Annotated in this window: 25 protein-coding genes; 12 read left to right on the forward strand and 13 right to left on the reverse strand. The window is 67.4% G+C overall.

Going from position 1 to position 25740, the window contains the following annotated elements:
• The 6 genes from ACLD7X_RS07905 to ACLD7X_RS07930 form a co-directional block, all read right to left on the reverse strand.
• On the reverse strand, positions 1-240 hold a 240-nt coding region (locus tag ACLD7X_RS07905), incomplete at its 3' end, for a transglutaminase N-terminal domain-containing protein (protein WP_411423008.1).
• A complete protein-coding gene (locus tag ACLD7X_RS07910; protein WP_411423009.1) occupies positions 225-1208 on the reverse strand; it encodes an alpha-E domain-containing protein in 984 nt (327 codons plus the stop codon). The genes ACLD7X_RS07905 and ACLD7X_RS07910, both read right to left, overlap by 16 nt.
• Entirely contained in the window at positions 1202-2686 is a 1485-nt protein-coding gene (locus ACLD7X_RS07915; protein ID WP_411423010.1) for a circularly permuted type 2 ATP-grasp protein, read from the reverse strand. Before ACLD7X_RS07915 ends, ACLD7X_RS07910 begins: the two co-directional genes overlap by 7 nt.
• Positions 2687-2787: 101 nt before the next feature.
• A complete protein-coding gene (ureC, locus tag ACLD7X_RS07920; RefSeq protein WP_411423011.1) occupies positions 2788-4497 on the reverse strand; it encodes an urease subunit alpha in 1710 nt (569 codons plus the stop codon).
• Positions 4498-4558: 61 nt separating this feature from the next.
• Entirely contained in the window at positions 4559-4876 is a 318-nt protein-coding gene (locus ACLD7X_RS07925; protein WP_411423012.1) for an urease subunit beta, read from the reverse strand.
• Positions 4877-4910: 34 nt separating this feature from the next.
• Positions 4911-5213, reverse strand: a complete 303-nt coding sequence (locus tag ACLD7X_RS07930; protein ID WP_411423046.1) for an urease subunit gamma — start codon at positions 5211-5213, stop codon at positions 4911-4913.
• Between the two features lie 219 nt (positions 5214-5432).
• On the opposite strand from ACLD7X_RS07930, the gene ACLD7X_RS07935 reads away from it, so the two are divergent.
• Positions 5433-6689, forward strand: a complete 1257-nt coding sequence (locus tag ACLD7X_RS07935; RefSeq protein ID WP_411423013.1) for a cation:proton antiporter — start codon at positions 5433-5435, stop codon at positions 6687-6689.
• 51 nt (positions 6690-6740) lie between these two features.
• On the opposite strand, the gene ACLD7X_RS07940 is transcribed toward ACLD7X_RS07935, so the two are convergent.
• The gene (locus ACLD7X_RS07940; RefSeq protein ID WP_411423014.1) at positions 6741-7655 is read right to left on the reverse strand and encodes an urease accessory protein UreD; all 915 of its coding nucleotides are present in this window, start codon (positions 7653-7655) and stop codon (positions 6741-6743) included.
• A gap of 17 nt (positions 7656-7672) precedes the next feature.
• On the opposite strand from ACLD7X_RS07940, the gene ureE reads away from it, so the two are divergent.
• The 8 genes from ureE (at position 7673) to urtE (ending at position 14779) form a co-directional block, all read left to right on the forward strand.
• Complete coding sequence (gene ureE / locus ACLD7X_RS07945; protein WP_411423015.1) at positions 7673-8167, forward strand: urease accessory protein UreE; 495 nt, start codon at positions 7673-7675, stop codon at positions 8165-8167.
• Positions 8157-8798, forward strand: a complete 642-nt coding sequence (locus ACLD7X_RS07950; protein ID WP_412007391.1) for an urease accessory protein UreF — start codon at positions 8157-8159, stop codon at positions 8796-8798. The genes ureE and ACLD7X_RS07950 overlap by 11 nt, the downstream gene beginning before the upstream one ends.
• Positions 8799-8806: 8 nt before the next feature.
• Positions 8807-9424, forward strand: a complete 618-nt coding sequence (gene ureG / locus ACLD7X_RS07955; protein ID WP_411423017.1) for an urease accessory protein UreG — start codon at positions 8807-8809, stop codon at positions 9422-9424.
• Between the two features lie 129 nt (positions 9425-9553).
• Positions 9554-10834: an urea ABC transporter substrate-binding protein gene (urtA, locus tag ACLD7X_RS07960; RefSeq protein WP_412007392.1), complete on the forward strand. Its 1281-nt coding sequence runs from the start codon at positions 9554-9556 to the stop codon at positions 10832-10834.
• A gap of 134 nt (positions 10835-10968) precedes the next feature.
• A complete protein-coding gene (gene urtB / locus ACLD7X_RS07965; RefSeq protein WP_411423019.1) occupies positions 10969-12126 on the forward strand; it encodes an urea ABC transporter permease subunit UrtB in 1158 nt (385 codons plus the stop codon).
• A 3-nt stretch (positions 12127-12129) separates the two neighbouring features.
• Positions 12130-13257: an urea ABC transporter permease subunit UrtC gene (urtC, locus tag ACLD7X_RS07970; RefSeq protein ID WP_411423020.1), complete on the forward strand. Its 1128-nt coding sequence runs from the start codon at positions 12130-12132 to the stop codon at positions 13255-13257.
• Complete coding sequence (urtD, locus tag ACLD7X_RS07975; protein WP_411423021.1) at positions 13254-14015, forward strand: urea ABC transporter ATP-binding protein UrtD; 762 nt, start codon at positions 13254-13256, stop codon at positions 14013-14015. The genes urtC and urtD overlap by 4 nt, the downstream gene beginning before the upstream one ends.
• A 62-nt stretch (positions 14016-14077) precedes the next feature.
• Positions 14078-14779: an urea ABC transporter ATP-binding subunit UrtE gene (gene urtE / locus ACLD7X_RS07980; RefSeq protein WP_411423022.1), complete on the forward strand. Its 702-nt coding sequence runs from the start codon at positions 14078-14080 to the stop codon at positions 14777-14779.
• Here the strand turns inward: urtE and ACLD7X_RS07985 are convergent.
• Genes ACLD7X_RS07985 through ACLD7X_RS08000 form a run of 4 tightly spaced genes read right to left on the reverse strand, consistent with a single transcriptional unit; the run spans position 14769 to position 18347 of the window.
• Positions 14769-15608, reverse strand: a complete 840-nt coding sequence (locus ACLD7X_RS07985) for an aminotransferase class IV (protein WP_411423023.1) — start codon at positions 15606-15608, stop codon at positions 14769-14771. The genes urtE and ACLD7X_RS07985 overlap by 11 nt on opposite strands.
• Positions 15605-16996: an anthranilate synthase component I family protein gene (locus tag ACLD7X_RS07990; protein WP_411423024.1), complete on the reverse strand. Its 1392-nt coding sequence runs from the start codon at positions 16994-16996 to the stop codon at positions 15605-15607. The genes ACLD7X_RS07985 and ACLD7X_RS07990 overlap by 4 nt, the downstream gene beginning before the upstream one ends.
• Positions 16993-17679, reverse strand: a complete 687-nt coding sequence (gene queC / locus ACLD7X_RS07995; RefSeq protein WP_412006747.1) for a 7-cyano-7-deazaguanine synthase QueC — start codon at positions 17677-17679, stop codon at positions 16993-16995. The genes ACLD7X_RS07990 and queC overlap by 4 nt, the downstream gene beginning before the upstream one ends.
• Before the next feature lie 26 nt (positions 17680-17705).
• Entirely contained in the window at positions 17706-18347 is a 642-nt protein-coding gene (locus tag ACLD7X_RS08000; RefSeq protein WP_412006748.1) for a 7-carboxy-7-deazaguanine synthase QueE, read from the reverse strand.
• A 174-nt stretch (positions 18348-18521) separates the two neighbouring features.
• On the opposite strand from ACLD7X_RS08000, the gene ACLD7X_RS08005 reads away from it, so the two are divergent.
• From ACLD7X_RS08005 to ACLD7X_RS08015, 3 genes are read left to right on the forward strand one after another with little or no spacing between them, the layout of a single operon-like run.
• On the forward strand, positions 18522-19253 hold the full coding sequence (locus ACLD7X_RS08005; RefSeq protein ID WP_411423027.1) for a peptidylprolyl isomerase: 732 nt from the start codon (positions 18522-18524) through the stop codon (positions 19251-19253).
• On the forward strand, positions 19250-22198 hold the full coding sequence (locus tag ACLD7X_RS08010) for an ABC transporter transmembrane domain-containing protein (RefSeq protein ID WP_411423028.1): 2949 nt from the start codon (positions 19250-19252) through the stop codon (positions 22196-22198). Before ACLD7X_RS08005 ends, ACLD7X_RS08010 begins: the two co-directional genes overlap by 4 nt.
• Positions 22198-23361, forward strand: a complete 1164-nt coding sequence (locus tag ACLD7X_RS08015) for an HlyD family secretion protein (RefSeq protein ID WP_411423029.1) — start codon at positions 22198-22200, stop codon at positions 23359-23361. Before ACLD7X_RS08010 ends, ACLD7X_RS08015 begins: the two co-directional genes overlap by 1 nt.
• Positions 23362-23430: 69 nt before the next feature.
• Here ACLD7X_RS08015 and ACLD7X_RS08020 read toward each other — a convergent pair whose 3' ends face one another.
• On the reverse strand, positions 23431-25077 hold the full coding sequence (locus tag ACLD7X_RS08020; RefSeq protein WP_411423030.1) for a CTP synthase: 1647 nt from the start codon (positions 25075-25077) through the stop codon (positions 23431-23433).
• 98 nt (positions 25078-25175) lie between these two features.
• Complete coding sequence (locus ACLD7X_RS08025; protein WP_411423031.1) at positions 25176-25661, reverse strand: Dps family protein; 486 nt, start codon at positions 25659-25661, stop codon at positions 25176-25178.
• Positions 25662-25740 lie beyond the last annotated feature (79 nt).

Raw genomic sequence — 25740 nt, forward strand, 5'->3', positions numbered from 1 at the left:
CTCGCTGACGGCCCGCACCAGAAACTCCTCGGTGGACCCACCGAAGCGGGCCCGCAGGATTTCATCGCCGCTGGCGGCCAGCAGGGCATAGAAGCGGCTGGGCTCCGGGGTGATCTCCAGATGGAAATTCACCAGCTTCTGGAAGCCATGGCCCCGGGGTTTCAGGCAGAAGCGGTGGGGGCCCAGCAGCACGGGCTGGCTGTAGCCGTAGGTGAAGGCATGGATCAGACGGGCACGCATGCCGGATCCGCAGGGGTGGGTTCGAGAGCCGCGGCGACGAAATAGCGCTGCTCGATCAGGTTGTGGAGTCTGTTGAGGTCGCTCTGCAGTCCGTCAATGGCCTCATGCAGCCCCACGGCGAACAGGTCGTTGATGCGCGTGTAGCTCCAGCGGGCCAGGGTCAGACCGCTGAGGCACTCCAGTTCGTCCGGGGCCCCCGGCACCGAGCGCCCCTGCACGATCTTCAGGGTGTCCTGAATACGCTCGAGGCAATAACGCACGGAGCGGGGAAAGATCGGATCCAGCAGCAGGAAGCCGGCCACGGCCCGCGGTTCGATCGCCTGCTGGCGGGACTGGCGGAACATCTGGTAGGCGCCCGCGCTGCGCAGCAGCGAGATCCACTGCAGCTCGTCCAGGACACCGCCCACTTCGTCCGGGGAAGGCAGCAGCAGGAAGTACTTCACATCCAGGATCCGCGTCGTCTTGTCGGCCCGCTCCAGCAGCCGGCCCAGCCGGCTGAACTGCCAGGAGAGGTCGCGGCTGAGGGTGGAGTCGGTGATGCCGTAGAAGAGCTGGCAGGCCCGGCGGATGTCCCGGAGCTGTTCCTGCGGAGGCTGTTTCCAGAAGCCCTCGTTCTCCTGCAGGGTCCAGTAGATGTCGTTGAGCTGCTCCCACATCTCGGTGGTGATCACCTCGCGGATCTGGCGGGCGTTCTCGCGGGCGATGGCGATGCAGTTCACCACACTGTTGGGATTCTCCTCGGCACGAACCAGGAACTCGACCACGTCCTCAGGGCGCCCCTGGGGGTAGAGGGAATCGAACAGCTCGCGGTCGCCGCTGGCGTCGATCAGGGGAAGCCAGGGCTCGGCACTTCCCGGGGGGCAGTCCAGAGCCATCGCCTCGCTCACTTCCACGAAGCGCGAGATGTTCTCGGCCCGTTCCACGTAGCGGTTGATCCAGTAGAGGGAATCGGCGACGCGGCTCAGCATGGCGCTCCCTGCTGGGACGACTGGCTCTGCTGGGCCGTCCCTCCTCCCTGCTCACTGACGATCCAGGTGTCCTTGCAGCCGCCCCCCTGGGAGGAGTTCACCACCAGGGAACCCCGCCGCAGGGCCACCCGGGTCAGGCCGCCAGGGCTGACCCAGGCCCCCTTGCCCCGCAGCACGTAGGGGCGCAGATCCACGTGGCAGGGGAACAGTTCGCCTTCGCTCAGGGAGGGCACGGTGGACAGCTCCAGGGTGGGCTGGGCGATGTAGTTGCGGGGGTTGGCCTTGATCTTCTCGGCGAAGTCGCTGATCTCCTCCTGGCTGGCATGGGGGCCGATCAGCATGCCGTAGCCGCCGGCTTCGGCCACCGCCTTCACCACCAGCTCCCCGAGGTGCTCCAGCACGTAGGCCCGGTCCTCGGCCCTGGCGCAGAGATAGGTGGGGACGTTTTCGATGATCGGCTCTTCCCCCAGGTAGTAGCGAATCATCTCGGGCACATAGGCGTAGATCAGTTTGTCGTCGGCCACGCCGGTACCCGGGGCATTGGCGATCGCCACCCGACCGGCCCGGTAGGCCTGCATCAGACCCCGCACGCCCAGCATCGAGTCGCTGCGGAACACCGCAGGATCGAGGAAGTCATCGTCGATCCTGCGGTAGATCACATCCACAGGCTCCAGCCCGCCGGTGCTGCGCATCCAGACCCGATCGTCCTGGCAGACCAGATCCCGGCCCTCCACCAGCTGGATCCCCATCTGCTGGGCCAGGTAGCTGTGCTCGAAATAGGCGCTGTTGAACACCCCGGGGGTGAGCAGCACCACGGTTGGACGCTCCGTCCACGGAGCCAGTTCGCGCAGGGTCTGCAGCAGGTGCGAGGGGTAATCGTCGATCGGCTGCACCGTCCGCCCGGCGAACAGGCTCGGGAACATCCGCTTCATGACGCGGCGGTTCTCCAGGAAGTAGGCCACCCCCGAAGGACAGCGCAGGTTGTCCTCCAGCACGCGCCAGGTCCCCTGCCCGTCGCGGATCAGATCCAGGCCGGAGATGTGGCACCACTTGTTGAGTGGCGGCCTGAAGCCCTCCATCTGGGGGCGCCACCCCTGGGAGGTCTCCAGGTCTTCGCGGGGCAGGATGCCGTCGCGCAGGATCAGCTGGTCGCCGTAGATGTCGGCCAGGAACAGATCGATCGCCTCGAGCCGCTGCACCAGACCCCGCTCCAGGGTCTGCCATTCGCTGGCGCCGATCAGCCGGGGCAGGGGGTCGAACGGCAGGATGCGCTCCACGCCCCGGTTGCCGGAGCCGTTGAGGCGAAAGGTGGCCCCCAGGCGCTTGAGCAGCATCCCGGCGGCGGCATGGTTCCGGTTGAGCTCCTCCAACCCGAGTTGCCCCAGGGAGGACAGGAGGGGCCGCAGGGCGCTGCGGGGTTCGTCCGTCCCGCTGAAGTATTCGTCGTAGCCGCGCTGGGGCTTGTACTCCGTGAACATGCCGAGCCTTGAGCCGCCTCCGGATCATGGACACCGGAGGGGGACGCTGCTGGTATGAATTGTTACGGAAGCCCCAGAGCGGCAGTTTCCGAGCAGGAAGTTCAGAGCAGGAAATAGCGCTGGGCCATCGGCAGCACCTCGGCCGGCTCACAGGTGAGCAGCTCCCCGTCGGCGAAGACCTCGTAGGTCTGGGGGTCCACCTCCATCCGGGGCAGGGCGGCGTTGTTGCGCATCTGGGCCTTGCCGATGCCCCGGGTGTTCACCACCGGGACGCAGGCACGCTCCAGGCCGAGGCTGCGGGGGATGTCCGCCTCCAGGGCCGCCTGGCTCACGAAGGTGAGGCAGCTCGGGGCCAGGGCCCGGCCGAAGGCGCCGAACATCGGCCGGCCGTGCACCGGGCCGGGGGTGGGAATCGACGCGTTGGCGTCCCCCATCTGGGCCCAGACGATCGAGCCCCCCTTGAGCACCAGCTCGGGCTTCACGCCGAAGAAGCCGGGCTTCCAGAGCACCAGGTCGGCCAGCTTGCCCACCTCCACCGAACCCACCTGGCTGTCGAGCCCGTGGGCGATGGCCGGGTTGATCGTCACCTTGGCGATGTAGCGCTTCAGGCGGGTGTTGTCGTTGCGGGCGCTGTCCTCCGGCAGGGCGCCTCGCTGCACCTTCATCTTGTGGGCGGTCTGGAAGGTGCGGGTGATCACCTCGCCCACCCGGCCCATGGCCTGGGAGTCGCTGGCGATGATCGAGAAGGCGCCCAGGTCGTGGAGGATGTCCTCGGCGGCGATCGTCTCGCGGCGGATGCGCGATTCGGCGAAGGCCACGTCCTCCGGGATGCGCGGATCGAGGTGGTGGCACACCATCAGCATGTCGAGGTGCTCCTCGAGCGTGTTGCGGGTGTAGGGCCGGGTGGGGTTGGTGCTGCTGGGCAGCACGTGGGCCTCGCCGCAGATGCGGATGATGTCCGGCGCGTGGCCGCCGCCGGCCCCCTCGGTGTGGAAGGTGTGGATCGTGCGGCCGCCGATGGCGCGGATGGTGTCCTCCACGAAGCCGGCCTCGTTGAGGGTGTCGGTGTGGATGCACACCTGCACATCGAAGCGGTCGGCCACCGTGAGGCAGCAGTCGATCGCGGCCGGGGTGGTGCCCCAGTCTTCGTGGAGCTTGAGGCCGCAGGCCCCGGCGCGGATCTGCTCGTCGATCGCCTCGGGGGTGGAGGCGTTGCCCTTGCCGTAGAAGCCCAGGTTCACCGGCAGTCCTTCGGCGGCCTGGAGCATGCGGCCGATGTGGAAGGCGCCGGGGGTGCAGGTGGTGGCGTTGGTGCCGGTGGCCGGGCCGGTACCGCCCCCCAGCAGGGTGGTGACTCCGGAGGCGAGGGCCGTTTCGATCTGCTGCGGGCAGATGAAGTGGATGTGGGTGTCGATGGCGCCGGCGGTGACAATGTGCCCCTCGCCGGCGATCGCCTCGGTGCCGGGACCCACCACGATCGTCACGCCCGCCTGGGTGTCGGGGTTGCCCGCCTTGCCGATCGCCACGATCCGGCCGTCGCGCAGGCCGATGTCCGCCTTGACGATCCCCCACCAGTCGAGGATCAGGGCGTTGGTGATCACCGTGTCCACGGCCCCCTCGGCGCGGCTGGTCTGGGCCTGGCCCATGCCGTCGCGGATCACCTTGCCGCCACCGAACTTCACCTCGTCGCCGTAGACGGTGAAGTCCTGTTCCACCTCCAGGAGCAGTTCGGTGTCGGCCAGCCGCAGCCGGTCGCCGGTGGTGGGGCCGTAGGTCTCGGCGTAGGCGCGGCGGGAGATCCGGTAGGGCATCGCGGCTTCGGGACTGGCGAGGGGGTGGCGGCTAGGGAGGACCGGTCAGTCGAGGGGCGGGTCAGTCGAGCGGACCGTTGACCAGCCCGTTGAATCCGACGATGGTGCGCGTTCCGGCGAAGGGCACCAGCCGCACCTCACGGCGGTCACCGGGTTCGAAGCGGATGGCCGTGCCGGCGGGGATGTCGAGCCGCAGCCCGCGGGCGGCTTCCCGGTCGAACGCCAGGGCGCTGTTCGCTTCCTGAAAGTGGTAGTGGGAGCCCACCTGCACCGGCCGGTCGCCGGTGTTCGCCACCAGCACCGTGGTGACCGGTCGGCCGGCGTTCAGCTCCAGCTCGCCCGGTTCGGGAATCAGTTCGCCTGGGATGAGCGGGGCCATGGGCGGCAGCGGTCGCGGGGACAGGAAGCGGAGGTCAGCGGATCGGGTCGTGCAGGGTGACGAGCTTGGTGCCATCGGGGAAGACCGCCTCGATCTGCACCTCCGGCACCAGTTCCGGCACCCCCTCCATCACCTGGTCACGGCTCAGCCAGGTGGTGCCCTCGCCCATCAGGTCGGCGACCGTCTTGCCGTCCCGGGCGCCCTCGAGCACCAGAAAGCTGAGCCAGGCCACCGCTTCGGGATGGTTCAGCTTCAGACCGCGCTGCAGCCGCCGTTCGGCCAGCAGGGCGGCGGTCACGATCAGGAGCTTGTCCTTCTCCTGGGGAGTGAGGTGCATGGCTCTGGGATGGGGAGGCTGCAGGGGCCATCGCCTCTCCACTCTGGCAGTCATCGGCGTGGCGACCAGGTTCGGCCTGGACGTTCCCGCCGATGGGAGCGGGGCTCAGGGTTGCAGGATCCAGCCCATCGCCGGGTGTCAATGTGCACCAAGGCTTCCTGCTCAGGGTTCCGAGCGCCTCACGCTTCCCGGCAGCCGCTCTCACCGTGATCGCTTCTGATGACGACCTACTCCATTGAATTCGCCAAGCACATCCTGCTCCAGTTTGGTGTGATCCTGGCCGTGGGATCCAGTTGCGCCGTTCTTTCCAAGAAGCTGAAGATTCCCGATGTCGTCACATTCCTGGTTGTGGGAACGCTGCTGGGGCCCGGTGGCCTCGGCTGGATCGACATCAAGGCCGATTCCGCACTCAATCAATTGCTGTTGATCTTTGGATCCTGCTATCTCCTGTTTGACGGCGGCGTCTCGCTGCGATTCCGGGTGATCCAGGAGGTGTGGGTCACGATCGTCTCCCTGGCCACCGCCGGGGTGCTGATCACGGCCGTGATCACCGGTCTGGCCGCGCATTACTTCCTGGGCCTTCCCTTCCTTGTGGCTCTGCTGCTGGCCTCGGTGATCGCCTCCACGGATCCGGCCACCCTGATCCCCGTCTTCCGCCAGGTCAGGGTGAAGGACAGGGTCTCCCAGACCGTGATGTCCGAGTCGGCCTTCAACGACGCCACCGGAGCCATCCTCACCTTCTCGGTGCTTGGCGTCGCCATGGGCACGGGCCAGTTCTCGCTGCAGGCCGCAGCCCTGGAGCTGGGGCATCAGGCCCTGCTCGGGATGGTGGCGGGAGCTCTGCTGGGTTACCTGGCAAGCACGCTGATCGCCCACGAGCGCTATGGCTTTCTGCAGGAATACGCACCGCTGGTGTCGCTGATGGCCGTCATCGCGGCCTACCTCGGTGCCAGCGGTCTGCACGCCAGCGGCTTCATGGCGGTTTTCGTGTTCGGCTTCATGGTGGGGAACAAGGAGTTGTTCGGCTTCGAAATGAAGGAGGGCGAGCAGGAACGGATGGACGACTTCGTGGAAACGACCTCGTTGATCATGCGGATGTTCATCTTTTTCCTGCTGGGCAGCCAGGTGGACTTTGCCCTGATCAACCAGCACCTGATCGGCGGGATCGGCGTGGTGGCGGTGTTGATGCTGGTGGCCCGGCCCGTCACGGTCTTCCTGTGTGCCCTGCCGGATCGCCGCGCCCGGTGGTCGATCGAGGAGCTCCTGTTCATCTGCTGGACGCGGGAGACCGGGGTGATTCCGGGGGCCCTGGCGGGCCTGCTGCTCGGCGTCGGCGCCCCTGAGGCCAAGCTGATCTCCTCGGTGACCTTTCTGGCGATTCTGGTCACGATCCTGGCCCAGGCCACCACCACCCGCTGGCTGGCCGGCCGGCTTCGGCTGCTGGAGGCCGGCCCACCCCAGCACACCCTCGGGTGAGGCCCGCTGGGGCCCGCTGAGGCCCGCGGTCGCAGGCCCGCCCAACCTGCCTCACAGCAGCGGTTGCTCCTGGAAGGGCCACACCCGCGGCAGCTGGGGCGGCGGCAGGCCCCGCACCGCCCGGATCCGGGCCCAGATCCGGCTGAACCAGTAGCGCGCCGCCTGGCTGGAGGGGCCCCGGTAGCGGGCCACCAGGCCCTGCGAGAGGGTGCCGCAAGCCATCTCCCCGTCGAGGCCGTTCCGGTCCGCGCGGCAGCTCTCCACCAGGGTCGCCAGTGCGGTGGGTGTTAGGGAGTCTGGTGCCGCCCAGACCAGGGAGCCATGGACGGGCGACCCTGCCAGGCCGTGCTCCCCCTCGAGCGCGCGCCCCCCCAGTTCGATCCGGTCCACCAGAACCCAGTCGCTCCCCTCCGCCCGGTGGCGCCGGATTTCGAGAGCCGAGCGCCACCGGCCCGAACCCAGACCCTCCCCGGCGGCAGTGCGCCCCAGGCGTACCACCTCGCCCCCCAGGAAGGAAGCTTCCGGCGCGAGCTCCACCCGACAGTGTTGCTCGAACAGCCCATTGGCGTAGACGACGACCTCCTGGGGCAGCCACTCCAGGTCGGCCCCCTCCTCGAGGGTGAAATGCAGGTTCTGGCGGGCCCAGAGGCCTTCTGGCGCCTGCCTGAACCTCCCGATGGAGCCGTAGATCTTCTGGGCTGCCACGCTGGTGAGCAGTGCTCGGCTGCCAGGAGCGAGGGTGGTCGTGATGCTCAGCTGGTCGCCACCCACCAGGCCTCCGGCGGTGTGCAACAGCGGCAATTCGCAGCGCCCATCGGCTTGTGGAAAGGCCCGCTGCAGCTTCAGCGGAGCGCTGGCGGCCCCCTGGTGCACGGTCCTGGCCTGTCCCCCGTCATCCACTCCACGGAAGTTCAGCCGCACCTGGCCGTGCCATGGACGATTCCCTGTGATGCTGGAGATACCCACCTCAGCGCGTTCTGGCCATGATCCCCGCAGCCTCGTCAGGCGCGCCAGCCCCGGCCCCTCTGCTTCTCAACCAGAGGCTGGGGGACGGGGACGGACGGAAGCCTTCCCTGAGGTTGGCTCTCAGTGCCGATGAGCGCAGGCGGCTACGAGGTCTACGCCGCAGCGTCTGCGGACGTCCCTTGCTGTTGCAGCTCCCCCGCGGCGAGGCACTCCAGCCCGGTGAATTGCTGGCGGATGGTGGGCTGGAGCAAGTGGTACGGGTAGAAGCGGCACCGGAGCCTTTGCTGCGAGTTGAGGCTCCTTCGGGTCTAGCCCTGCTGCAGGCCTGCTACCACCTGGGCAACCGGCATGTGGCGATCGAGATCCAGGCAGGGGAACTCAGGTTGCTGGAGGATCCAGTTCTCGCCCATCTGCTCGAGCACCGGGGTCTCACGCTGACCCCGATTGTGGCGCCTTTCCTGCCGGAATTCGGGGCCTATGCCACCGGAGATCGTCATCCCCATGACCACTAGTCGGCTTCGCCTTTTCCAACTGGTCAGCCCTGCGCTCCCGGTTGGTGCCTTCAGTTATGCGGAGGGCCTGGAGGCGCTAGTTCAGGCCGGTCGCCTTCAGGATGCGAGCGCTGTGGCGAGCTGGATCGAAGCCGAGCTTCGCCGGGGCATGCTGGCCGTCGAGGCGGCCTGGTTACCGCAGCTGATGGTTGCCTCAGTGGCGGAGCTGTGCGAGCGCGACCGCTGGTTGCTGGCGATGCGGGAGGCTCCAGAGGTCCGTGCCCAGCAGCGGCAGATGGGCGCCTCGCTGCTGCGGCTGCTGGCGGATCTCGGCTTCGAGCCGCCGCGGCTCGACCTGGCCTGGCCCGTCGCCTTCGCCCTGGCCGGCCGAGCCCTGCAGCTGCCCGCGCTCGAGCTGGTGGAGGCCTATCTGTTCGGCTGGACCGCCAACCAGCTCAGTGCGGCGGTGCGCCTGGTGCCCCTGGGGTCCACCGAGGCCCAGCGCCTGCAGCTGTCCCTCGCGCCCCTGATCGCCGAACGGGCCGTGGAGCTGGCGGCGGCGGATCCGCGCGATCTCTGGAACGGGGGCGTGGGGGCCGGGATCGCCCAGCTGCGCCATGCTGAGCTCTACTCACGGTTGTTCAGGAGCTGAGCGGGGCGATGAGCAAGCTGCGCGTGGGAGTCGCGGGCCCGGTGGGCTCCGGCAAGACGGCCCTGGTGGAGGCCCTCTGCCGCCGGCTGCGCCATCGCCTCCAGCTCGCCGTGGTCACCAACGACATCTACACCCAGGAAGACGCCCAGTTCCTCACCCGCGCGGGGGTCCTGGAGCCCGAGCGCATCCGCGGGGTGGAGACGGGCGGTTGCCCCCACACCGCCATCCGCGAGGACTGTTCGATCAACCGGGCGGCGGTGCAGGAGCTGGAGCAGGCCTTCCCGGACCTCGATCTGGTGCTGGTGGAGAGCGGCGGCGACAACCTGGCGGCGAGCTTCAGCCCGGAACTCGTCGACCTCTGCATCTACGTGATCGATGTGGCGGCCGGCGACAAGATCCCCCGCAAGGGGGGGCCGGGCATCACCCGCTCCGACCTTCTGGTGATCAACAAGGTCGACCTGGCGCCGCTGGTGGGTGCCAGCCTGGGGGTGATGGAGGCCGACACCGAACGGATGCGCGGAGGCAGGCCTTGGTGCTTCACGAACATCCGCAGTGGCGCTGGCCTCGATGCCGTGGAGGATTTCCTGCTCAAGCAGTTGCCCCCTTCGCCTGTGGGCCACCCCTGACCGTTGGGCTGAACGGTCGCGATGGCTACAGGTCGAGGTATTCCCGCCCGATACGGTCAGCGATGCCATAGGACCGCGGCGGTCCAATCAAGCGCTTTTCCCGCAGAGATTTCTATGAACCCTTCCTTCATGCGCAAGCCCTCCTTGCGCCTGATTGGCGGTGCCACGGCCCTGGCCACTTCCTTCTCCCTCGTGGCCTGCGGGGGTGGAGAACAGGCTTCCGGAGATTTTGACGGTGAGGTGAAGGTCGGGATCCTCCATTCCCGCTCCGGCACCATGGCCATCTCCGAAAACACGGTGGCCGAAGCCGAGTTGATGGCCATCGATGAGATCAATGCCAAGGGTGGCATCACCATCGACGGCAAGAAGCTCAAGATCGTTCCGGTCGAAGAAGATGGCGCCTCCGACTGGCCTACCTTCGCCGAGAAGTCGAAGAAGCTGATCGATCAGGATCAGGTGGCCGTGGTGTTCGGCGGCTGGACCTCGGCCAGCCGCAAGGCCATGCTGCCGGTGTTCGAGGCCAAGGATCACTTCCTCTTCTACCCGATCCAGTACGAGGGTCAGGAGTGCTCCAAGAACATCTTCTACAGCGGTGCTGCCCCGAACCAGCAGGCCGAGCCTGCTGTGGAGTGGCTGCTCAACAACAAGGGCAAGGACTTCTTCCTGGTGGGCTCCGACTACGTGTACCCACGTACGGCCAACACCATCATGAAGGAGCAGCTCAAGGCCCAGGGCGGCAAGGTGGTGGGTGAGGACTACCTGCCCCTGGGGAACACCGAAGTCGCTCCGATCATCGCCAAGATCAAGCAGGCGCTGCCCAACGGTGGCGTGATCGTCAACACGCTGAACGGCGACAGCAACGTGGCCTTCTTCAAGCAGATGAAGGCCGCCGGCATCACCCCGGCCAACGGCTACTCGATCATGAGCTTCTCGATCGCCGAGGAGGAAGTCGCGGCGATCGGACCCGAGTACCTGGAGGGCACCTATGCGGCCTGGAACTTCTTCCAGTCGCTGGACACCCCCGAGTCCAAGAAGTTCACCGAGGCCTTCAAGGCCAAGTACGGCGACAACCGCGTCACCAATGACCCTGCGGAAGCCGCCTACATGATGGTCTACCTCTGGGCCAAGGCTGCCGAGAAGGCCAACAGCGTCGATGACAACAAGGTGCGGGAGGCCCTGATCGGCGTCAGCTTCGACGCCCCTGAAGGCAAGGTGACCGTTCAGCCCAACCACCACGTCGAGAAGCGCGTGCTGATCGGCGAGGTGCAGAAGGACGGCATGTTCAAGATCCTCGAGGACAAGGGCTTCGTGAAGCCCGTGGCCTGGAACCAGTTCGTGCCCGAGACCAAGGGCTACACCTGCGACTGGACCCGCACCGACGTGCCCGATCCGGGCAAGTTCAAGATGTGAGCCACATGTGAGTCACGGCGTCAGCCGTCCAGCCACACTCCCCGGCCATCCGGCCCCGGTGGGAGGCATCGGGGGGGGGCTCTCCCCCCCTTTTTTCTGATCAGCCATCCACTCGACGCCCTTGTGAGGGGCCCATGGATCTTCTTTACGAAACCCTGTTCAACGGACTGGCCATCGGCGCTGTGCTTGTCCTTGCCGCCCTCGGACTGGCCGTCGTGTTCGGCCTGATGGGGGTCATCAACATGGCCCACGGTGAGTTGATGATGCTCGGGGCCTACACCACGTTCGTGGTGCAGAACCTGTTCAAGAACGGGCCCCTCGAAGCCCTCTTTCCGGCCTACATCCTTCTGGCGATTCCCGCCGCTTTCCTGGTCAGCGGTCTGGCGGGGCTGCTGCTCGAGAAGACCGTGATCCGGCGCCTCTATGGGCGTCCGCTCGAGACGCTCCTGGCCACCTGGGGCGTCAGCCTGATCCTTCAGCAGTTCGTCCGCTCCGTGAGCAGCGCCTTTGCCATCGGCCTGGTGGCGGCCGTGCTGCTCGGCATCGTCTTCCCCCGGCTGACCCCGCCGGGATGGTGGCAACGCCGCTGGACCCCCCTGCTCGGCGTCGGCAGCTGGGTCGCGGCTGCCCTGGTGGGCATCGTGCTGGCCGCGCTGCTGGGGGGGGTGCGTGCCCTCGATCAGCCCTGGTTCAGCGCCCGCAACATCGACGTCACGGCGCCCCAGTGGCTGCGCGGGTCGATCGAGCTCGGTGCTCTGACCATGCCCACGGCCCGTCTGTTCATCATTGCCCTGACCGTGGTGGCCCTGGTTGCCGTCACCTGGTTCCTGCAGAAGAGCGTCTGGGGCATTCGGATCCGGGCGGTCACCCAGAACCGCCCGATGAGTGATTGCCTCGGGATCCCCACCGAAAAGGTGGATGCCCTCACCTTCCTGGTCGGCTCGGGCCTTGCCGGTGTTGCCGGTGTGGCGGTCACCCTGCTGGGTTCCGTGGGCCCGAACCTCGGGGGCAACTACATCGTCGATTGCTTCATGGTGGTGGTGCTCGGCGGTGTCGGCAAGCTGCTCGGCACCGTGGTGGCCGCACTGGGCATCGGCGTGTTGAGTTACGTGGTCGGCTCCGGTTCCCTGCTGCTGGTCTGGCCGGCCATGCCGGCCGGGATCAGCGAGACGGTGAGCTTCTTTGCCACCACCTCCATGGCCAAGGTTCTCGTGTTCGCCGTGATCGTGGTCTTTCTGCAGTTCCGGCCGGCGGGTCTGTTCCCGCAGAAGGGCCGCCTGGTGGAGGCCTGACCGATGCACCCCCTGCGTCGATGGCTTCCCTGGCTCCTGGTCGTGGCGGCCGCCCTTCTCCTTCCGGCCGTACTGCCTCCATTCCGGCTCAACCTGCTGGGCCGTTTTCTCTCCCTGGGCATCGTGGCCCTCGGCATTGATCTGATCTGGGGTTTCACCGGGATGCTCAGCCTGGGCCAGGGCATTTTCTTTGCCCTCGGGGGCTATGCCCTGGGGATGCACCTCCAGCTCACTTCCCTTCAGCCAGGACAGTTGCCGGAATTCTTCGGTCTTTATGGGGTGCAGGAGCTCCCGGCGTTCTGGCAACCCTTCCAGTCCCCGACCTTCACCTTCTTCTGCATCTGGGTGCTGCCGGCCCTGGTGGCCGGGGTGCTGGGCTATCTGGTGTTCCGCAACCGCATCAAAGGGGTCTACTTCTCGATCCTGACCCAGGCCGCGCTGCTGGTCTTCTTCAACTTCTTCAACGGCCAGCAGAAGCTGATCAACGGCACCAACGGTCTCAAGACCGACACGGCCCGGATCCTCGGCGAACTCGTCGGCAGCGATGCCATGCAGCGCAACCTGTTCTGGCTCACGGTCGTGCTGGTGGTCGCTGCCTGGCTGCTCTGCCGCTGGCTCACCCGCGGTCGCTTCGGCGATGCCCTGATCGCCATCCGGGATGACGAGCCCCGGCTGCGCTTCACGGGCTACAACCCCACCGCCTACAAGACCGTGGTCTTCGCCATCGCCGGTGCCATGGCCGGGGTCAGCGGTGCCCTCTACACCGTGCAGTCGGGCATCATTTCCCCCCAGTTCATGGCCGTTCCGTTCTCCATCGAGATGGTCATCTGGGTGGCGGTGGGTGGCCGCGGCACCCTGGTCGGCGCCGTGATCGGTGCCGTGCTGATCAACTACGCCAAGAGCCTGGTCTCCGAGCAGCTGCCGGAAACCTGGCTGTTCATCCAGGGGGGCCTCTTCCTTCTCGTCGTCACCGCGCTGCCCGATGGGCTGGTCGGCTGGTGGCGCCAGGGAGGTCCTCGCCACATCCAGGCCATGCTCGGCTGGCCTCCCCTGGCGCCCACCTACCCGAGTCTGGATCTCGATCCTGCCGTCCAGGCCGAGAAGCAGGACCTCCAGGGAGGTTCCCGATGACATCCACGCCACTGCTCGAGCTGCGCGGTGTGAGCGTCAGCTTCGATGGCTTCTGGGCGCTCAGCGATCTCAACCTCCGTCTTGCCCCGGGGGAACTCAGGGCCGTGATCGGCCCCAACGGTGCCGGCAAGACCACCTTCCTGGATGTCATCACCGGCAAGGTGCGACCCACCAAGGGAGACGTGTTCTTCCGCGGCCAGTCGCTCCTCGGCATCAGTGAGCACAAGATCGCCAGGCTCGGGATCGGTCGCAAGTTCCAGACGCCCCGCGTCTACCAGAACCTCACCCCCCGCCGCAATCTGGAGCTAGCCGTCAGCCGCCGTTCCTCCCCCTTCGATCTGCTGTTCGGCCGGCTCGATTCCAGCGCCCGGGACAGGGTGCAGCACCTGCTGGGGGTCGTGGGCCTCGAGCCCCACGCCAACCAGCGGGCCGGCGGTCTGTCCCATGGCCAGAAGCAGTGGCTGGAGATCGCCATGCTGGTGGCCCAGGATCCCCAGCTGCTCCTGGTGGATGAGCCGGTCGCGGGTCTGACGGATGAGGAGACCATGCTCACCTCCGAACTGCTCAAGCAGCTCTCCGGCGATCACACCGTGCTGGTGATCGAGCACGACATGGAGTTCATCCGCGACCTCAAGGCTCCTGTCACGGTGCTCCATGAAGGGCATGTGCTCTGCGAGGGCTCGATGGATCAGGTGCAGAGCGATCCGCGGGTGATCGAGGTCTATCTCGGCCGTGAGTCCGAGGGCGAATTCAACTGAACCGGAAGTCCATGACCGCCATCACCGTCCAGCCGACCTCCCCCCAGCCCGTCTCGGACAGGGTGCTGGAGGTTCAGGATCTGAACGTCTATTACGGCGAGAGCCACATCCTGCGCAATGTCGATCTGTCCGTGCGTCCCGGGCAGATGGTCTGCCTGATCGGCCGCAACGGGGTGGGCAAGTCCACCCTGCTCAAGACGGTGGTCGGGCTGCTCCGCCAGCGCAGTGGCCGGGTGGAACTGCTGGGCCGGGACCTCACCGGTCTGCCGCCCCACCGCAGGGCCCGCGGGGGCATCGCCTATGTGCCCCAGGGGCGCGAGATCATTCCCCAGCTCACCGTGAGGGAAAACCTCATGCTGGGCATGGAGGCGCTTCCGGGCGGCCTGGGCCAGCACCGCCACATCGATCCGGTGGTGTTCGAGCTCTTCCCCGTGCTGGAGAAGTTCCTGGCGCGACGTGGCGGCGACCTCTCGGGCGGGCAACAGCAGCAGCTGGCCATCGCCCGGGCCCTGCTCGGCAAGCCGAAGCTGCTGCTGCTGGACGAGCCCACCGAAGGCATCCAGCCCTCGGTCGTGCTCGACATCGAGCGGGCCGTCCGACGCATCATCGAGACCACCGGCATCAGTGTGCTCCTGGTGGAACAACATCTCCACTTCGTGCGCCAGGCGGACTGGTACTACGCCATGCAGAAGGGCGGTGTGGTGGCCAGCGGTCCCACCGCCGAACTCAGCAAGGAGGTGGTGGACCGCTTCCTCAGCGTCTGAGCAGCCGGCGCCAGAAGCTTTCGGCCCCCTCCAGCCGCGGCAGCGGCTGGTTGTCCAGCTGGCTGATCGGCCGGCAGCCCAGGCTGTTGAGCAGTACGGCGCCATCCCCGTGCAGGAGCTGGTCGGGCTGCACCACTCCCTCCGTGGCCAGTCCCAGGGCGAGGGCCCGGGCCCGCATCACCCCGGGCAGGCACCCGCTCGCCAGGGGCGGGGTGATCCAGTGGTGGCCCTGCCGCAGCATCAGGTTGGCCGCCGTGCCGCAGCAGAGCCCGCCAGCACTGCTGCTGAGCAGCGCGTCGTCGGCCCCTGCCGCGGCGGCCTGCCGACGGGCCTGGATGGCGGATGCATAGCTGAAGGTCTTGCAGCGGCTCAGCAGGCTGCCGGCCTGGCGCCGCTCCGTGGGACTCACGATCACCCGCACCGCGCTGAAGCTGGCCTCGAGGGCGGTGAGCTGCAGCCAGCACCGGTGCGCGCTGTGGCGGGGGATCGCCAGACCCCGTCCCCCCCCCGAAGCGGCGCTGCCCCGGCTCCAGTTCAGACGCAGGGCTCCCCGCCGGATCCCACTGCGCCGGATGGCCTCCGCGATGGTGTGCGCCAGGACCGGGGCCAGGGGCGGCGGCTCCATCCCCAGCAACCGGGCCCCGTCCGTCCAGCGCTCGAGGTGCTCCTCCAGCAGCCAGGGCTGACCTGCCTCCACCCAGACCGTCTCGAAGATCCCGTCGGCGAGCAGCAGGCCCCGGTCATCGAGGGGCAGCTGCAGCGCCCCCGGCTCCCCCCAGCGCCCGTGGGGGGCTGGGGAATCGATCCAGGCGATCGCTGCACTGCTCATGCCAGGGCGTCCAGCAGGGGATCCAGCTTCCAGCCCATCTCGTCGGCCTCGGCCTCGGGATCGGAGTCGGCCACGATGCCGCAGCCGGCATGGGCCCTGAACCTGGCTCCACGCACCAGCACGGATCGGATCAGGATGCTGCTGTCGAAGCTGCCATCGGGACCCAGGCGGAACAGGGAGCCGCAGTAGGGCCCGCGGGCCACTGGCTCCAGCGCACTGAGCCGGGAGCAGGCCCGGATCTTGGGGGCGCCGCTGATCGAGCCCCCAGGCCAGCAGGCCGTCACCAGATCCACGATTCCGGCGCCGGGGCGCAGCTGGCCCTCCACCACCGAGGTGAGATGGTGCACGCTCCTGTAGCTCTCCAGCCCCACCAGCTGGGGCACCCGGATCGAACCCGGCAGGCAGACACGGCCCAGGTCATTGCGGAGCAGATCGACCACCATCACGTTCTCGGCCCGGTCCTTCGGGCTGCTGACCAGTTCCGCGGCGGCGGCGGCATCCTCCCCGGGGTCGGCATGCCGGGGCCGCGTGCCCTTGATCGGGCGCGTTTCCACCCGGCCATCGGAGCTCAGGCGCAACAACCGCTCCGGGGAGGCCGAGAGCACCGCTTCGAGATCGGTTTCGCCGCTGGAGGGGGGGGCGCCGCCCGCCGGTGCGCGGATCGCCAGGCCTCCGAACGGGGCCGGACAGCGATGGCGCAGGCGGCCGTAGAGGGCGAGCAGCTCGGCGGCGCTGGCCGGTGCGGGAAGGGTCTGCTCACAGCAGGCGGTGAGGTTGGCCTGGAACAGGTCTCCGCAGCGGATCCAGTCCTGCACGCTGCGCACCTGGCCGGCGAAGTGCTGCCGGTCGGTGTGCCAGTGCCAGCCATCGCGCTCGAGGGCCGGCGCTGACGGCGGCAGCGGCGGGGAGGTGCCTGGCTGGCTGATCAGCTGGGTGAAGCGCTCCAGGCGCTCCGGGTCACGGCCCAGGAGTTGCAGGCGCTGCGCCCGGTGCTCGAAGACGAGCAGGGGATCGGGGCGCACGGCCCAGAGCACCGCCATGTCCGGGGGGCGCCAGTGCCGGGCGGGCTCCACCCAGGCAGCGGCCTCGTAGCCCAGCCAGCCCAGCCAGCTCTCGCCGCTGCGAGCGAGTTCGTCCAGCAGGGCCAGGGGGTCCGCCGCGCCGGGCTCCCCCGGCAGACCGCGGCAGCTCCGCTGCTCCACCGGCCCCACGGCCAGGTAGCTGAAGCTGGCGAGATCCGAGCCAGGCGGCGGGATGCCGGCGGGCTTCTCCTCCACCTGGCCGTCCAGCCAGACCAGTCCCTCGGCTCCGAGCGCACCGCTGAGGTGACACACCAGCGGCCAGGGGGGCTGCCAGGGCAGCTCCCGGCGCAGCAGGCGGGGACTCATCGACCGGCCAGGTCCGGCCGACCCGCCGCCCGCAGAGCCGCATCCCGGATGCGGCAGCTGTCGCAATGCCCGCAGGGGCGCGCTCCGCCGCTGTAGCAGCTCCAGGTCGTGGCGATCGGCACGCCGAGGCGCAGGGCCTCCTCCACGATCTGCGTCTTGCTCCAGTGCACCAGGGGCGCCCAGAGCCGGGCGCCGCGGCCTTCCCGGCCGGCCCGGGTCGCCAGGTCAGCCAGCTGCTGGAAGGCCTCCAGGTAGTCGGGACGGCAGTCCGGATAGCCGGAGTAATCGATCGCATTCACGCCGAGGACCAGCCGCGCCGCGCCGCGCGCCTCCGCCAGGCTGAGCCCCAGGGCGATGAACACGGTGTTGCGCCCCGGGACATAGGTGGGGGGAATGACGCCCTCCTCCACACCGGTCGTGGGCACGGCGATGGCCGCGTCGGTGAGGGCGGATCCCCCCCAGGCCGCCAGGTTCACCGCGAGGGTGTGGTGTTCGGGCAGCCGCAGGGCGCTGGCGATGGCGGCGGCGGCGTCCAGCTCGCGCCGGTGTCGCTGGCCGTAGTCGAAGGAGAGGCCGATCACCCGATAGCCCGCCTCGATCGCCAGGGCGGCCGCGGTGGCGGAATCGAGGCCACCGGAGAGCAGGGCGACGGCCGTTGGCGGGGAGCTGGGGGAGCTGACCATGGGCTCAGGCATGCAGGGGGCGCCGCTCAGCGGATCGCGAGCCACTTGTGGCACTGGAGGCTCAACCGCCAGTGCGGATGCCTGCGGACGTACTCCAGGGCCAGGCGCTCACCGGTCCTGCTGCCCCAGCCGGGCTGCAGGAGCAGGCGAGGGCTGGGGCCCCCGCTGCCGGCCTGGAGGGCCATGGCCTCGGCAAACGCGAGATCGTCCTCGTGGTGCACGATCACCTTGAGTTCATCGCACCGCTGCAGCAGCTCCGGGCGGGGCGGGCTGTGGCGCTTGGGGGAGAGGGTGATCCAGTCGAACTGGCCGCGGAGCGGATCCACCCCACTGGTCTCGAGGTGCAGGGGCAGTCCCTGAACGGCCAGCTGCCGGCACAGGGGCGCGAGGTCGTGGTGGAGCGGCTCGCCTCCGGTGATCACGACAAAGCCCGCCCCCATCCGACGCGCCTCCCCCACCTGGGCGCTCAGCTCCGCGAGCGGCAGCCTGGGGTGGGAGCGTTCCGGCCAGGAGTGCTTCGTGTCGCACCAGCTGCAGCCCACCGTGCAGCCCGCCAGGCGGATGAAGAACGCACTGCGGCCGGCATGGAACCCTTCACCCTGGAGTGAATGGAAGGTCTCCACCACGGGAAGGGCGGCGGGCGGGTGTGGGGTCGTGGACGCCGCCAAACCCTGATAACGAGCATTGCCAAACCCAATTCTAGGGAGCAGGCTTTCCATCAGCGCGGTCTGGCCTCGCCCCCTCCCTGCCCCCTGCAACGGTCCCCCTGACACGGCCCGTCGCGTCCTGGCAGCATGCTGGGTAGGCGCGGGTCAGCCGTTCAGGCCTTTCGGGTACGAGCCATGGAGTTGCCAGAGGGTCCGGATCTGCGGAAACTTGCCCGCTACGGGTTGCTGCGCCCCTACATCCGGCAGCTGGTGCTGGAGGAGGCGCTGGCCTCGGTGGAGCTGGAGTCCGACGAGCAGGAGGCGGCCTGGGCCCAGTTTCTGCAGGACAACGAGGTGGAGGGCAGCCAGGAGCTGAAGCAGCTCCAGGAGGGGCTGCTGCTCTCGGACGCCGACCTGGCCTATCAGGCGCTCTATCCCGTCAAGGTCTGGAAATTCAGTGTGGCGCGGTTTTCCGCGAAGGCCGAATCCCGCTTCCTGGCCAGCAAGCCCCAGCTCGACCAGGTGGTCTACAGCCTGCTGCGCACCCAGAACCCCCATCTGGCGCGGGAGTTGTTTCTGCAGATCAACGAGGGGGAGGCCAGCTTCGATGCCCTGGCCGCCGCCCACGCCGAGGGGCCCGAGCGGGCCACCCGCGGCATCGTCGGGCCCGTACCCCTGGCCCAGGCCCACCCCGAGCTGGTGCAACGGCTTCGAACCGCCCGACCCGGTGTCGTGCTGGAGCCCTTTCCGATCGCCGAATGGTGGCTCCTGGTGCGGCTGGAAAGCCTGATTCCTGCCACGTTTGACGAAGAGGTCTCCGACGCGATGATCCAGGAGATGTTGGATGAATGGCTCGAGCAGGAGGTCGACCACCGCATGGCGCAGCTTCGGCAGCACAGCCCGGTTGAGGTGGTGGCGGTTTCATGAGCTCCTTGCTCGACACGGCGGCCCTGCAGCAGCATCCCGCCTTTGCCGGACTGTCGGCGCAGGCCCGGCAGGCGTTGGAGCAGGCGGCCACCGTCCAGCCGTTCGCCCTCGGCGCCCCCCTGTGCGATGACAGCCTGATCCCCTCGAGGATCCTCCTGCTGCTCTCGGGTTCGGCCCGCCTGCTCGTGCGGGATCAGGACACCCTGCGCACCGCGGCGAAGCTGGGACCCGGCAGCTTCGTGGGGCTGGCCTCGCTGCTGCGGGCGGCCCCCTGCGAAGAGGTGAGCACGGCGTCCGCCGTGGAAGCCCTGGCCATTCCCGATGCGCTCATCCTCGAGCTGCTGGCGCAGGAACCCACCTTTGCCACCTGGTGCGGCTCCCACCTGTTCGACGCGGAACTGCTGGACCTGCTCGCCGGCCTGCTGGAACGCCATGCCCAGGGTGGAACCTCCCTGCTCGACCTGTGGCAGCAGGTGGCGCAGGGGGCCAGGCTCGTGCCGCCCGATGCGGCCGCGCTCCGCGATCTCCCCGCCGACCTGATCCTGTTGGCCGCCAGTGCGAACCTGGTGGCCCATCCCCTCGGCGCCCGGCTCGATCCGTCCGCCGGTGTCCCGGCGGCCAAGCCGCCCCTGCCGCCCCGGCTGCTGGCCCTGCCGGAGGCACCAGTGGCCCTGCTGGGCTCCCAGGGGCCCTCCACGGGCGCAGAGGCGGTTCAGGTCGATGGGGGCTCGGCCCTGGTGGCCAGCGGTGCCGGGTCGGCCCCCCTCGCCAGCCGCCTGGATCTGGGGCAGCGCGAGCGCTCGGAACTCCGCCTGCTGCGCGGCAACGGCCCGCTCGAGGAGACCCTCGCCTGTTTCCAGATGCTGGCGGCTCAGCTGAAGCTGCCCTTCCGCCGCGACTCCATCGAGAAGATCCTCCGCGACGTGCTGCGCCGCGGTCAGACCCCCGACCTGCAGCTCTGCGGCAACATCGCCGCGATGATGGGCCTTCACGTCAGCGGCGTGCGGGTGCCGGCGCGCCAGGGCACCCGCCTGCAGGTCCCCGCGCTGGTGCCCTGGAAGGGCGGGTTTGCCCTGGTGCGAGCCGCCGACGCCCAGGGTCTGGTGCTGGCCTCCCCGCGCGAAGGCTGGGTGACCCTGTCCCCCAGCGAGATCGAGGAGGCCTTCCCCAACGGCATCGAGCTGCTGTTGATGGAGCGCAGCAGCACCACCCCGGACCAGCGCTTCAGCTTCAACTGGTTCTGGCCTTCGTTGAAGCGCTACCGCGGTCTGCTGCTGCAGGTGCTGGTGGCCTCCTTCGTGGTCCAGCTGTTCAGCCTGGCCAACCCCCTGCTGATCCAGGTGATCATCGACAAGGTGATCGCCCAGCGCAGTCTCGACACCCTGCAGGTGCTGGGCATCGCCCTGGTGGTGGTGACCCTGATGGAGGGCCTGATCGGCGCGCTCCGCACCTTCCTGTTCACGGAGACGACCAACCGCATCGACCTGCGCCTCGGTGCCGAGGTGATCGACCATCTGCTCCGGCTGCCGCTCAGTTATTTCGATCGCAGACCCGTGGGTGAGCTGGGCACGCGGGTGGCCGAACTCGAGAACATCCGCGAGTTTCTCACCGGACAGGCGCTCACCACACTGCTGGATACAGCCTTTTCTGTGATCTACATTGCTGTGATGGTGATCTACAGCTGGTTGCTGTCCCTGATCGCCCTCTGTGTGCTGCCCATCCAGGTGGGACTCACCGTTCTCGGTGCACCCCTGTTCAGGCGTCAGTACCGTGATGCGGCCCACGAGAATGCACGCACCCAGAGTCATCTCGTTGAGGTTCTGACAGGAATCCAGACGGTCAAGGCCCAGAATGTCGAGATGATCAGCCGCTGGAAGTGGCAGGATCTCTATTCTCGCTACATCTCGCGCAGCTTCGAGAAGACCATCACCGGCACGGCTTTGGTGGAGACCTCTCAGGTTCTCCAGAAACTCTCTCAGCTGCTGGTGCTCTGGGTTGGTGCCAGTCTGGTGCTGAAGGGTGAGATGAGCCTGGGCCAGCTGATCGCCTTCCGCATCATTTCCGGCTACGTCACCCAGCCCCTGCTTCGACTTTCCTCGATCTGGCAGAACATTCAGGAGCTCAAGGTTTCTTTCGAGCGCCTGGCCGACGTCGTCGACACTCCGGAGGAGTCCAACGAGGCGGACAAGCAGAAGATTCCCCTGCCTCCCATTGTCGGCGACGTCGACTTCTGTGATGTCAGTTTCAGCTTTGAGCCTGACTCCCCCCTGGTGCTGCGGCATGTCGACCTGAGCATCCCGGCGGGAACCTTTGTGGGCGTGGTGGGCCAGAGTGGCAGCGGCAAGAGCACCTTGATGAAGTTGCTCACCCGTTTGTATTCCCCGAACCAGGGTCGAATCCTGATCGACCACTATGACATTGACAAGGTTGAGCTCTATTCGCTGCGCCGTCAGATCGGCATCGTCCCCCAGGAGCCCTTGCTCTTCTCAGGCTCAGTGGCCGAAAACATCGCCCTGACCGATCCAGATGCCACCAGCGACGCCATCGTGGAAGCGGCGCGTCTGGCCTGCGCCCACGACTTCATCATGGAGCTGCCCGGCGGTTATAGCGCCAATGTGGGGGAGCGGGGATCCGGCCTCTCCGGTGGTCAGAGGCAGCGCCTGGCGTTGGCTCGAACCCTGTTGTCACGGCCCAAACTTCTTGTGCTGGATGAGGCGACAAGTGCACTGGACTACGACACTGAACGACGTGTCTGCGATAATCTTCTGGAGAATCTGAGTCACTGCACGGTCTTCTTCATCACCCATCGTCTCTCCACGATTCGTCGTGCTGATCTCATTGTGATGCTTCAGGATGGTGCCGTCGTAGAGACTGGCAGCCACGATGAGTTGATTGAACGAAGGGAGCGCTATTTCGCCCTTTATCGTCAACAGGAGGCCCACTGATGGCTGACCAGCGTCGTGCATCCTCCCTGGTCAAAGCGGCCCAGAACGCCATCGAGCGGCGTGTCCAGACCGGCCACGAGGCGATGGTCCTGCAGCAGTCGCGCTTCCTGGCCAGGGCGATCACCTGGGCCCTGATCGGCACCACGGGGTTCGGCCTGGCCTGGTTGGCCCTGGCTAAGACGGATGAAGTGGTGATTGCCACCGGCAAGCTGCAGCCGATCGGGGATGTCAAGACCGTGCAGATGCCGGTCGGGGGTGTGCTCGATACCATGCTGGTCGAAGAGGGGCAGCAGGTGAAGAAGGGCCAGGTGCTGCTGCGCCTCGACAACGAGGCGACCGTCGATCGCCGGGAGAGTCTGACGGAATCGATTCAGTCGAAGCAGCACCAGCTGGAACTCAAGGAGCTGGAGTTGCAGCGCTATCTCAGCCTGAACGACACGGAACAGCGCTCGCTGGAGCGCAATCTGGCCCTGGAACAGCAAATCCTCGACCGGTTGGAGTCGCTGCAGAAGGTGGGTGCTGTGCCGGAACTGCAATACCTTCAGCAGCGCAACCAGACGCGCGAGGTTCAGGGCGAGCTTGAGAAAGTCAAGGTTGACCGCTTCCGTCAGCAGGCCATCCTGCAGCAGGCCGTTGCCGAAATCCGTGGTGAGCTCTCTGACCTGCGTAGCCGTTTGACCGAGTCCAAGGTGAACATCCGCTATCAGGACATTCGCTCTCCTGTGGATGGGATTGTCTTCGATCTGAAGCCCAAGGGACCCGGCTTCGTGGCCCAGGGCAGTGAGCCAGTCATGAAGATCGTTCCGCTCAAGGATCTCGAAGCCAAGGTTGAGATCGACAGTGCCGATATCGGTTTCGTGCGGGTGGGCAAGCCCGTGGATGTGAGCATCGACTCCTTCCCGGCTTCGGATTTCGGCGTCGTGCAGGGCACGCTGGTTTCCATCGGCTCGGATGCGCTCCCCCCTGAGGAGCAGAATCCGAAGTACCGCTTCCCCGCGGTGATCAAGCTGAACACCCAGCAGCTCAAGCTCAAGGACGGGCAGGGCCTGGACCTGCAGGTGGGGATGTCCCTCACGGCCAACATCAAACTGCGCAAGGTGAGCTATCTCCAGCTACTGCTGGGCGAGTTCAAGGACAAGACCGACTCCCTGAAGCGTCTCTGAGCTGCGGCCCCGTCTGAGCTGCTGTTCGCTGCGGTGTCGGTCGTTGCCTCCAGCACCTGGAGCTCCGATTCAGGTGCTGGAGCCTGATGTGGCCTCCACCATCTCGCGGGGGCTGGAGGGCAGGCGCTGCTGGGCCGCTTCCACCAGGCCGAGAAAGAGGGGATGGGGCTGGCCCGGCCGGGAGAGGAACTCCGGGTGGTACTGGCAGGCGGTGAAGAAGGGATGGTCCTTCAGTTCGATCAGCTCCACCAGCCGGCCATCCGGGGACGAGCCGCTGATGGCATAGCCCGATTCCAGAAACAGGTTCCGGTAGGCGTTGTTGAATTCGTAGCGGTGGCGGTGCCGTTCGTAGACCACCTCCTGGCCGTAGAGCCGGTGCCCCATCGTGCCGGGGGCCAGGCGGCAGGGGTAGACGCCCAGCCGCATGGTGCCCCCCAGGTCGACCACGTCCTGCTGTTCCGGCAGGAGGTGAATCACCGGATGGGGGGAGTCCGGATCGAGTTCGGCGCTGGTGGCGCCCTGCAGCCCTGCTTGGTTGCGGGCCCACTCGATCACGGCGCACTGCATGCCGAGGCACAGCCCCAGGAAGGGCACCCGCTGCTCCCGCGCCCAGCGAATCGCCGCCACCTTGCCATCGACGCCCCGGTTGCCGAAGCCCCCCGGCACCACCACCGCGTCCATGCCCTGGAGCAGGGCATCGGCGCCGAGGGTCTCGATCTGCTCGGCGCAGATCCAGCGCAGATCCAGGGAGGCATCCCGCTCGAGGCAGGCGTGGCGCAGGGCCTCCACCACCGACAGGTAGGCGTCATTGAGCTGCACGTACTTGCCCACCAGGGCGACCCGCACGGCGGGGCCGGGATGGCGCAGCTTGGTGACCAGCTCCTGCCAGCGGGCCATGTCGCTGCTGTGATCCTGCAGACGCAGCACGTCGAGCACCTCGCGGCACAGCCCCTCCTGTTCCATCGCCAGCGGAACGGCGTAGATGCTGTCGGCATCGAGGGCCTGGATCACCGCCCGGGTGGGTACGCCGCAGAATCCGCCGATCTTGCCCTTGAGGTCATCGGAGATCTCGCGATCACTGCGGCACACCAGCACATCGGGCTGGATGCCGATCGAGCGCAGCTCCTTCACCGAGTGCTGCGTGGGTTTGGTCTTCAGTTCGCCGGAGGTCCCGATGTAGGGCAGCAGCGTGACGTGGACATAGGCCAGATCGTGGCGTCCCACATCCCCGCGGAATTCACGGATGGCCTCCAGAAAGGGCAACGACTCGATGTCGCCGACGGTGCCGCCGATCTCGCCGATCACCACGTCAGCGCCGCTGTTGGCCGCCACCCGGTGAATGCGCTCACGGATCTCGCGGGTGATGTGGGGGATCACCTGCACGGTGCCGCCGTTGTAGTCGCCGCGGCGCTCCTTGTTGATCACCGCCTGGTAGATCGAGCCGGTGGTCACGCTGTTGAGCCGGGACATGGCGGTGTCGGTGAACCGCTCGTAGTGGCCCAGATCCAGATCGGTCTCGGCGCCGTCCTCGGTGACGAACACCTCACCGTGCTGGTACGGGCTCATGGTGCCCGGGTCAACGTTGAGGTAGGGGTCGAGCTTGAGAATGGAGACGCTGTAGCCCCGGCTCTTGAGCAGGCGTCCCAGGCTGGCGGCCACGATGCCCTTGCCGATGCTGGACACCACGCCACCGGTCACGAACACGAACTTGGGCACGTGTCCGGTGGTGGCGGTGTTCGCGGGCATGGCTCACCTGGCTGACCAGCCAATCTACCGACCCTCCCCAGGCAGCGGCTCAGCGCCCCAGCGGGGGTTCAGCCCTCCAGGAGGCTGCGCAGCATCCAGGCCGTCTTCTCATGGATCTGGAGGCGCTGGGTGAGCAGGTCGGCGGTGGGTTCGTCATTGGCCGCATCGGCGATGGCGAAGACACCCCGGATGGTGCGGGCCACGGCCTCATGGCCTTCCACCAGCTCCCTCACCATGGCCATGGCGGAGGGGATCCCATCGGTTTCGGGAATGGAGGAGAGGGTGCTGTAGGTCTGGGCTCCGAAGGGTGCGGGAAGGCCGAGGGCCCGGATGCGCTCCGCGATCTCATCGAGCGCAGTCCAGAGTTCGGTGTACTGCTCCATGAACATCAGGTGGAGCGTGTTGAACATCGGCCCGGTCACATTCCAGTGGAAGCCGTGGGTTTTGGCGTAGAGAACCGTGCTGTCGGCGAGGACGCGGCCGAGCCCTTCCGCGATCTGCTGGCGCTGGGATTCGGAGATGCCGATGTCGATGGGGGGGGCGGTGACGGCCATGGGTCTTATGCGGAATAACTCCGTTTTAGCTGGGGATGGGTCCGGCTGCGCGGCGCTGGGGCGTGGGGCGTAGGAGTTC

The organism is Aphanothece microscopica RSMan92 (assembly GCF_046613545.2).
Taxonomy (GTDB): domain Bacteria; phylum Cyanobacteriota; class Cyanobacteriia; order PCC-6307; family Cyanobiaceae; genus NIES-981.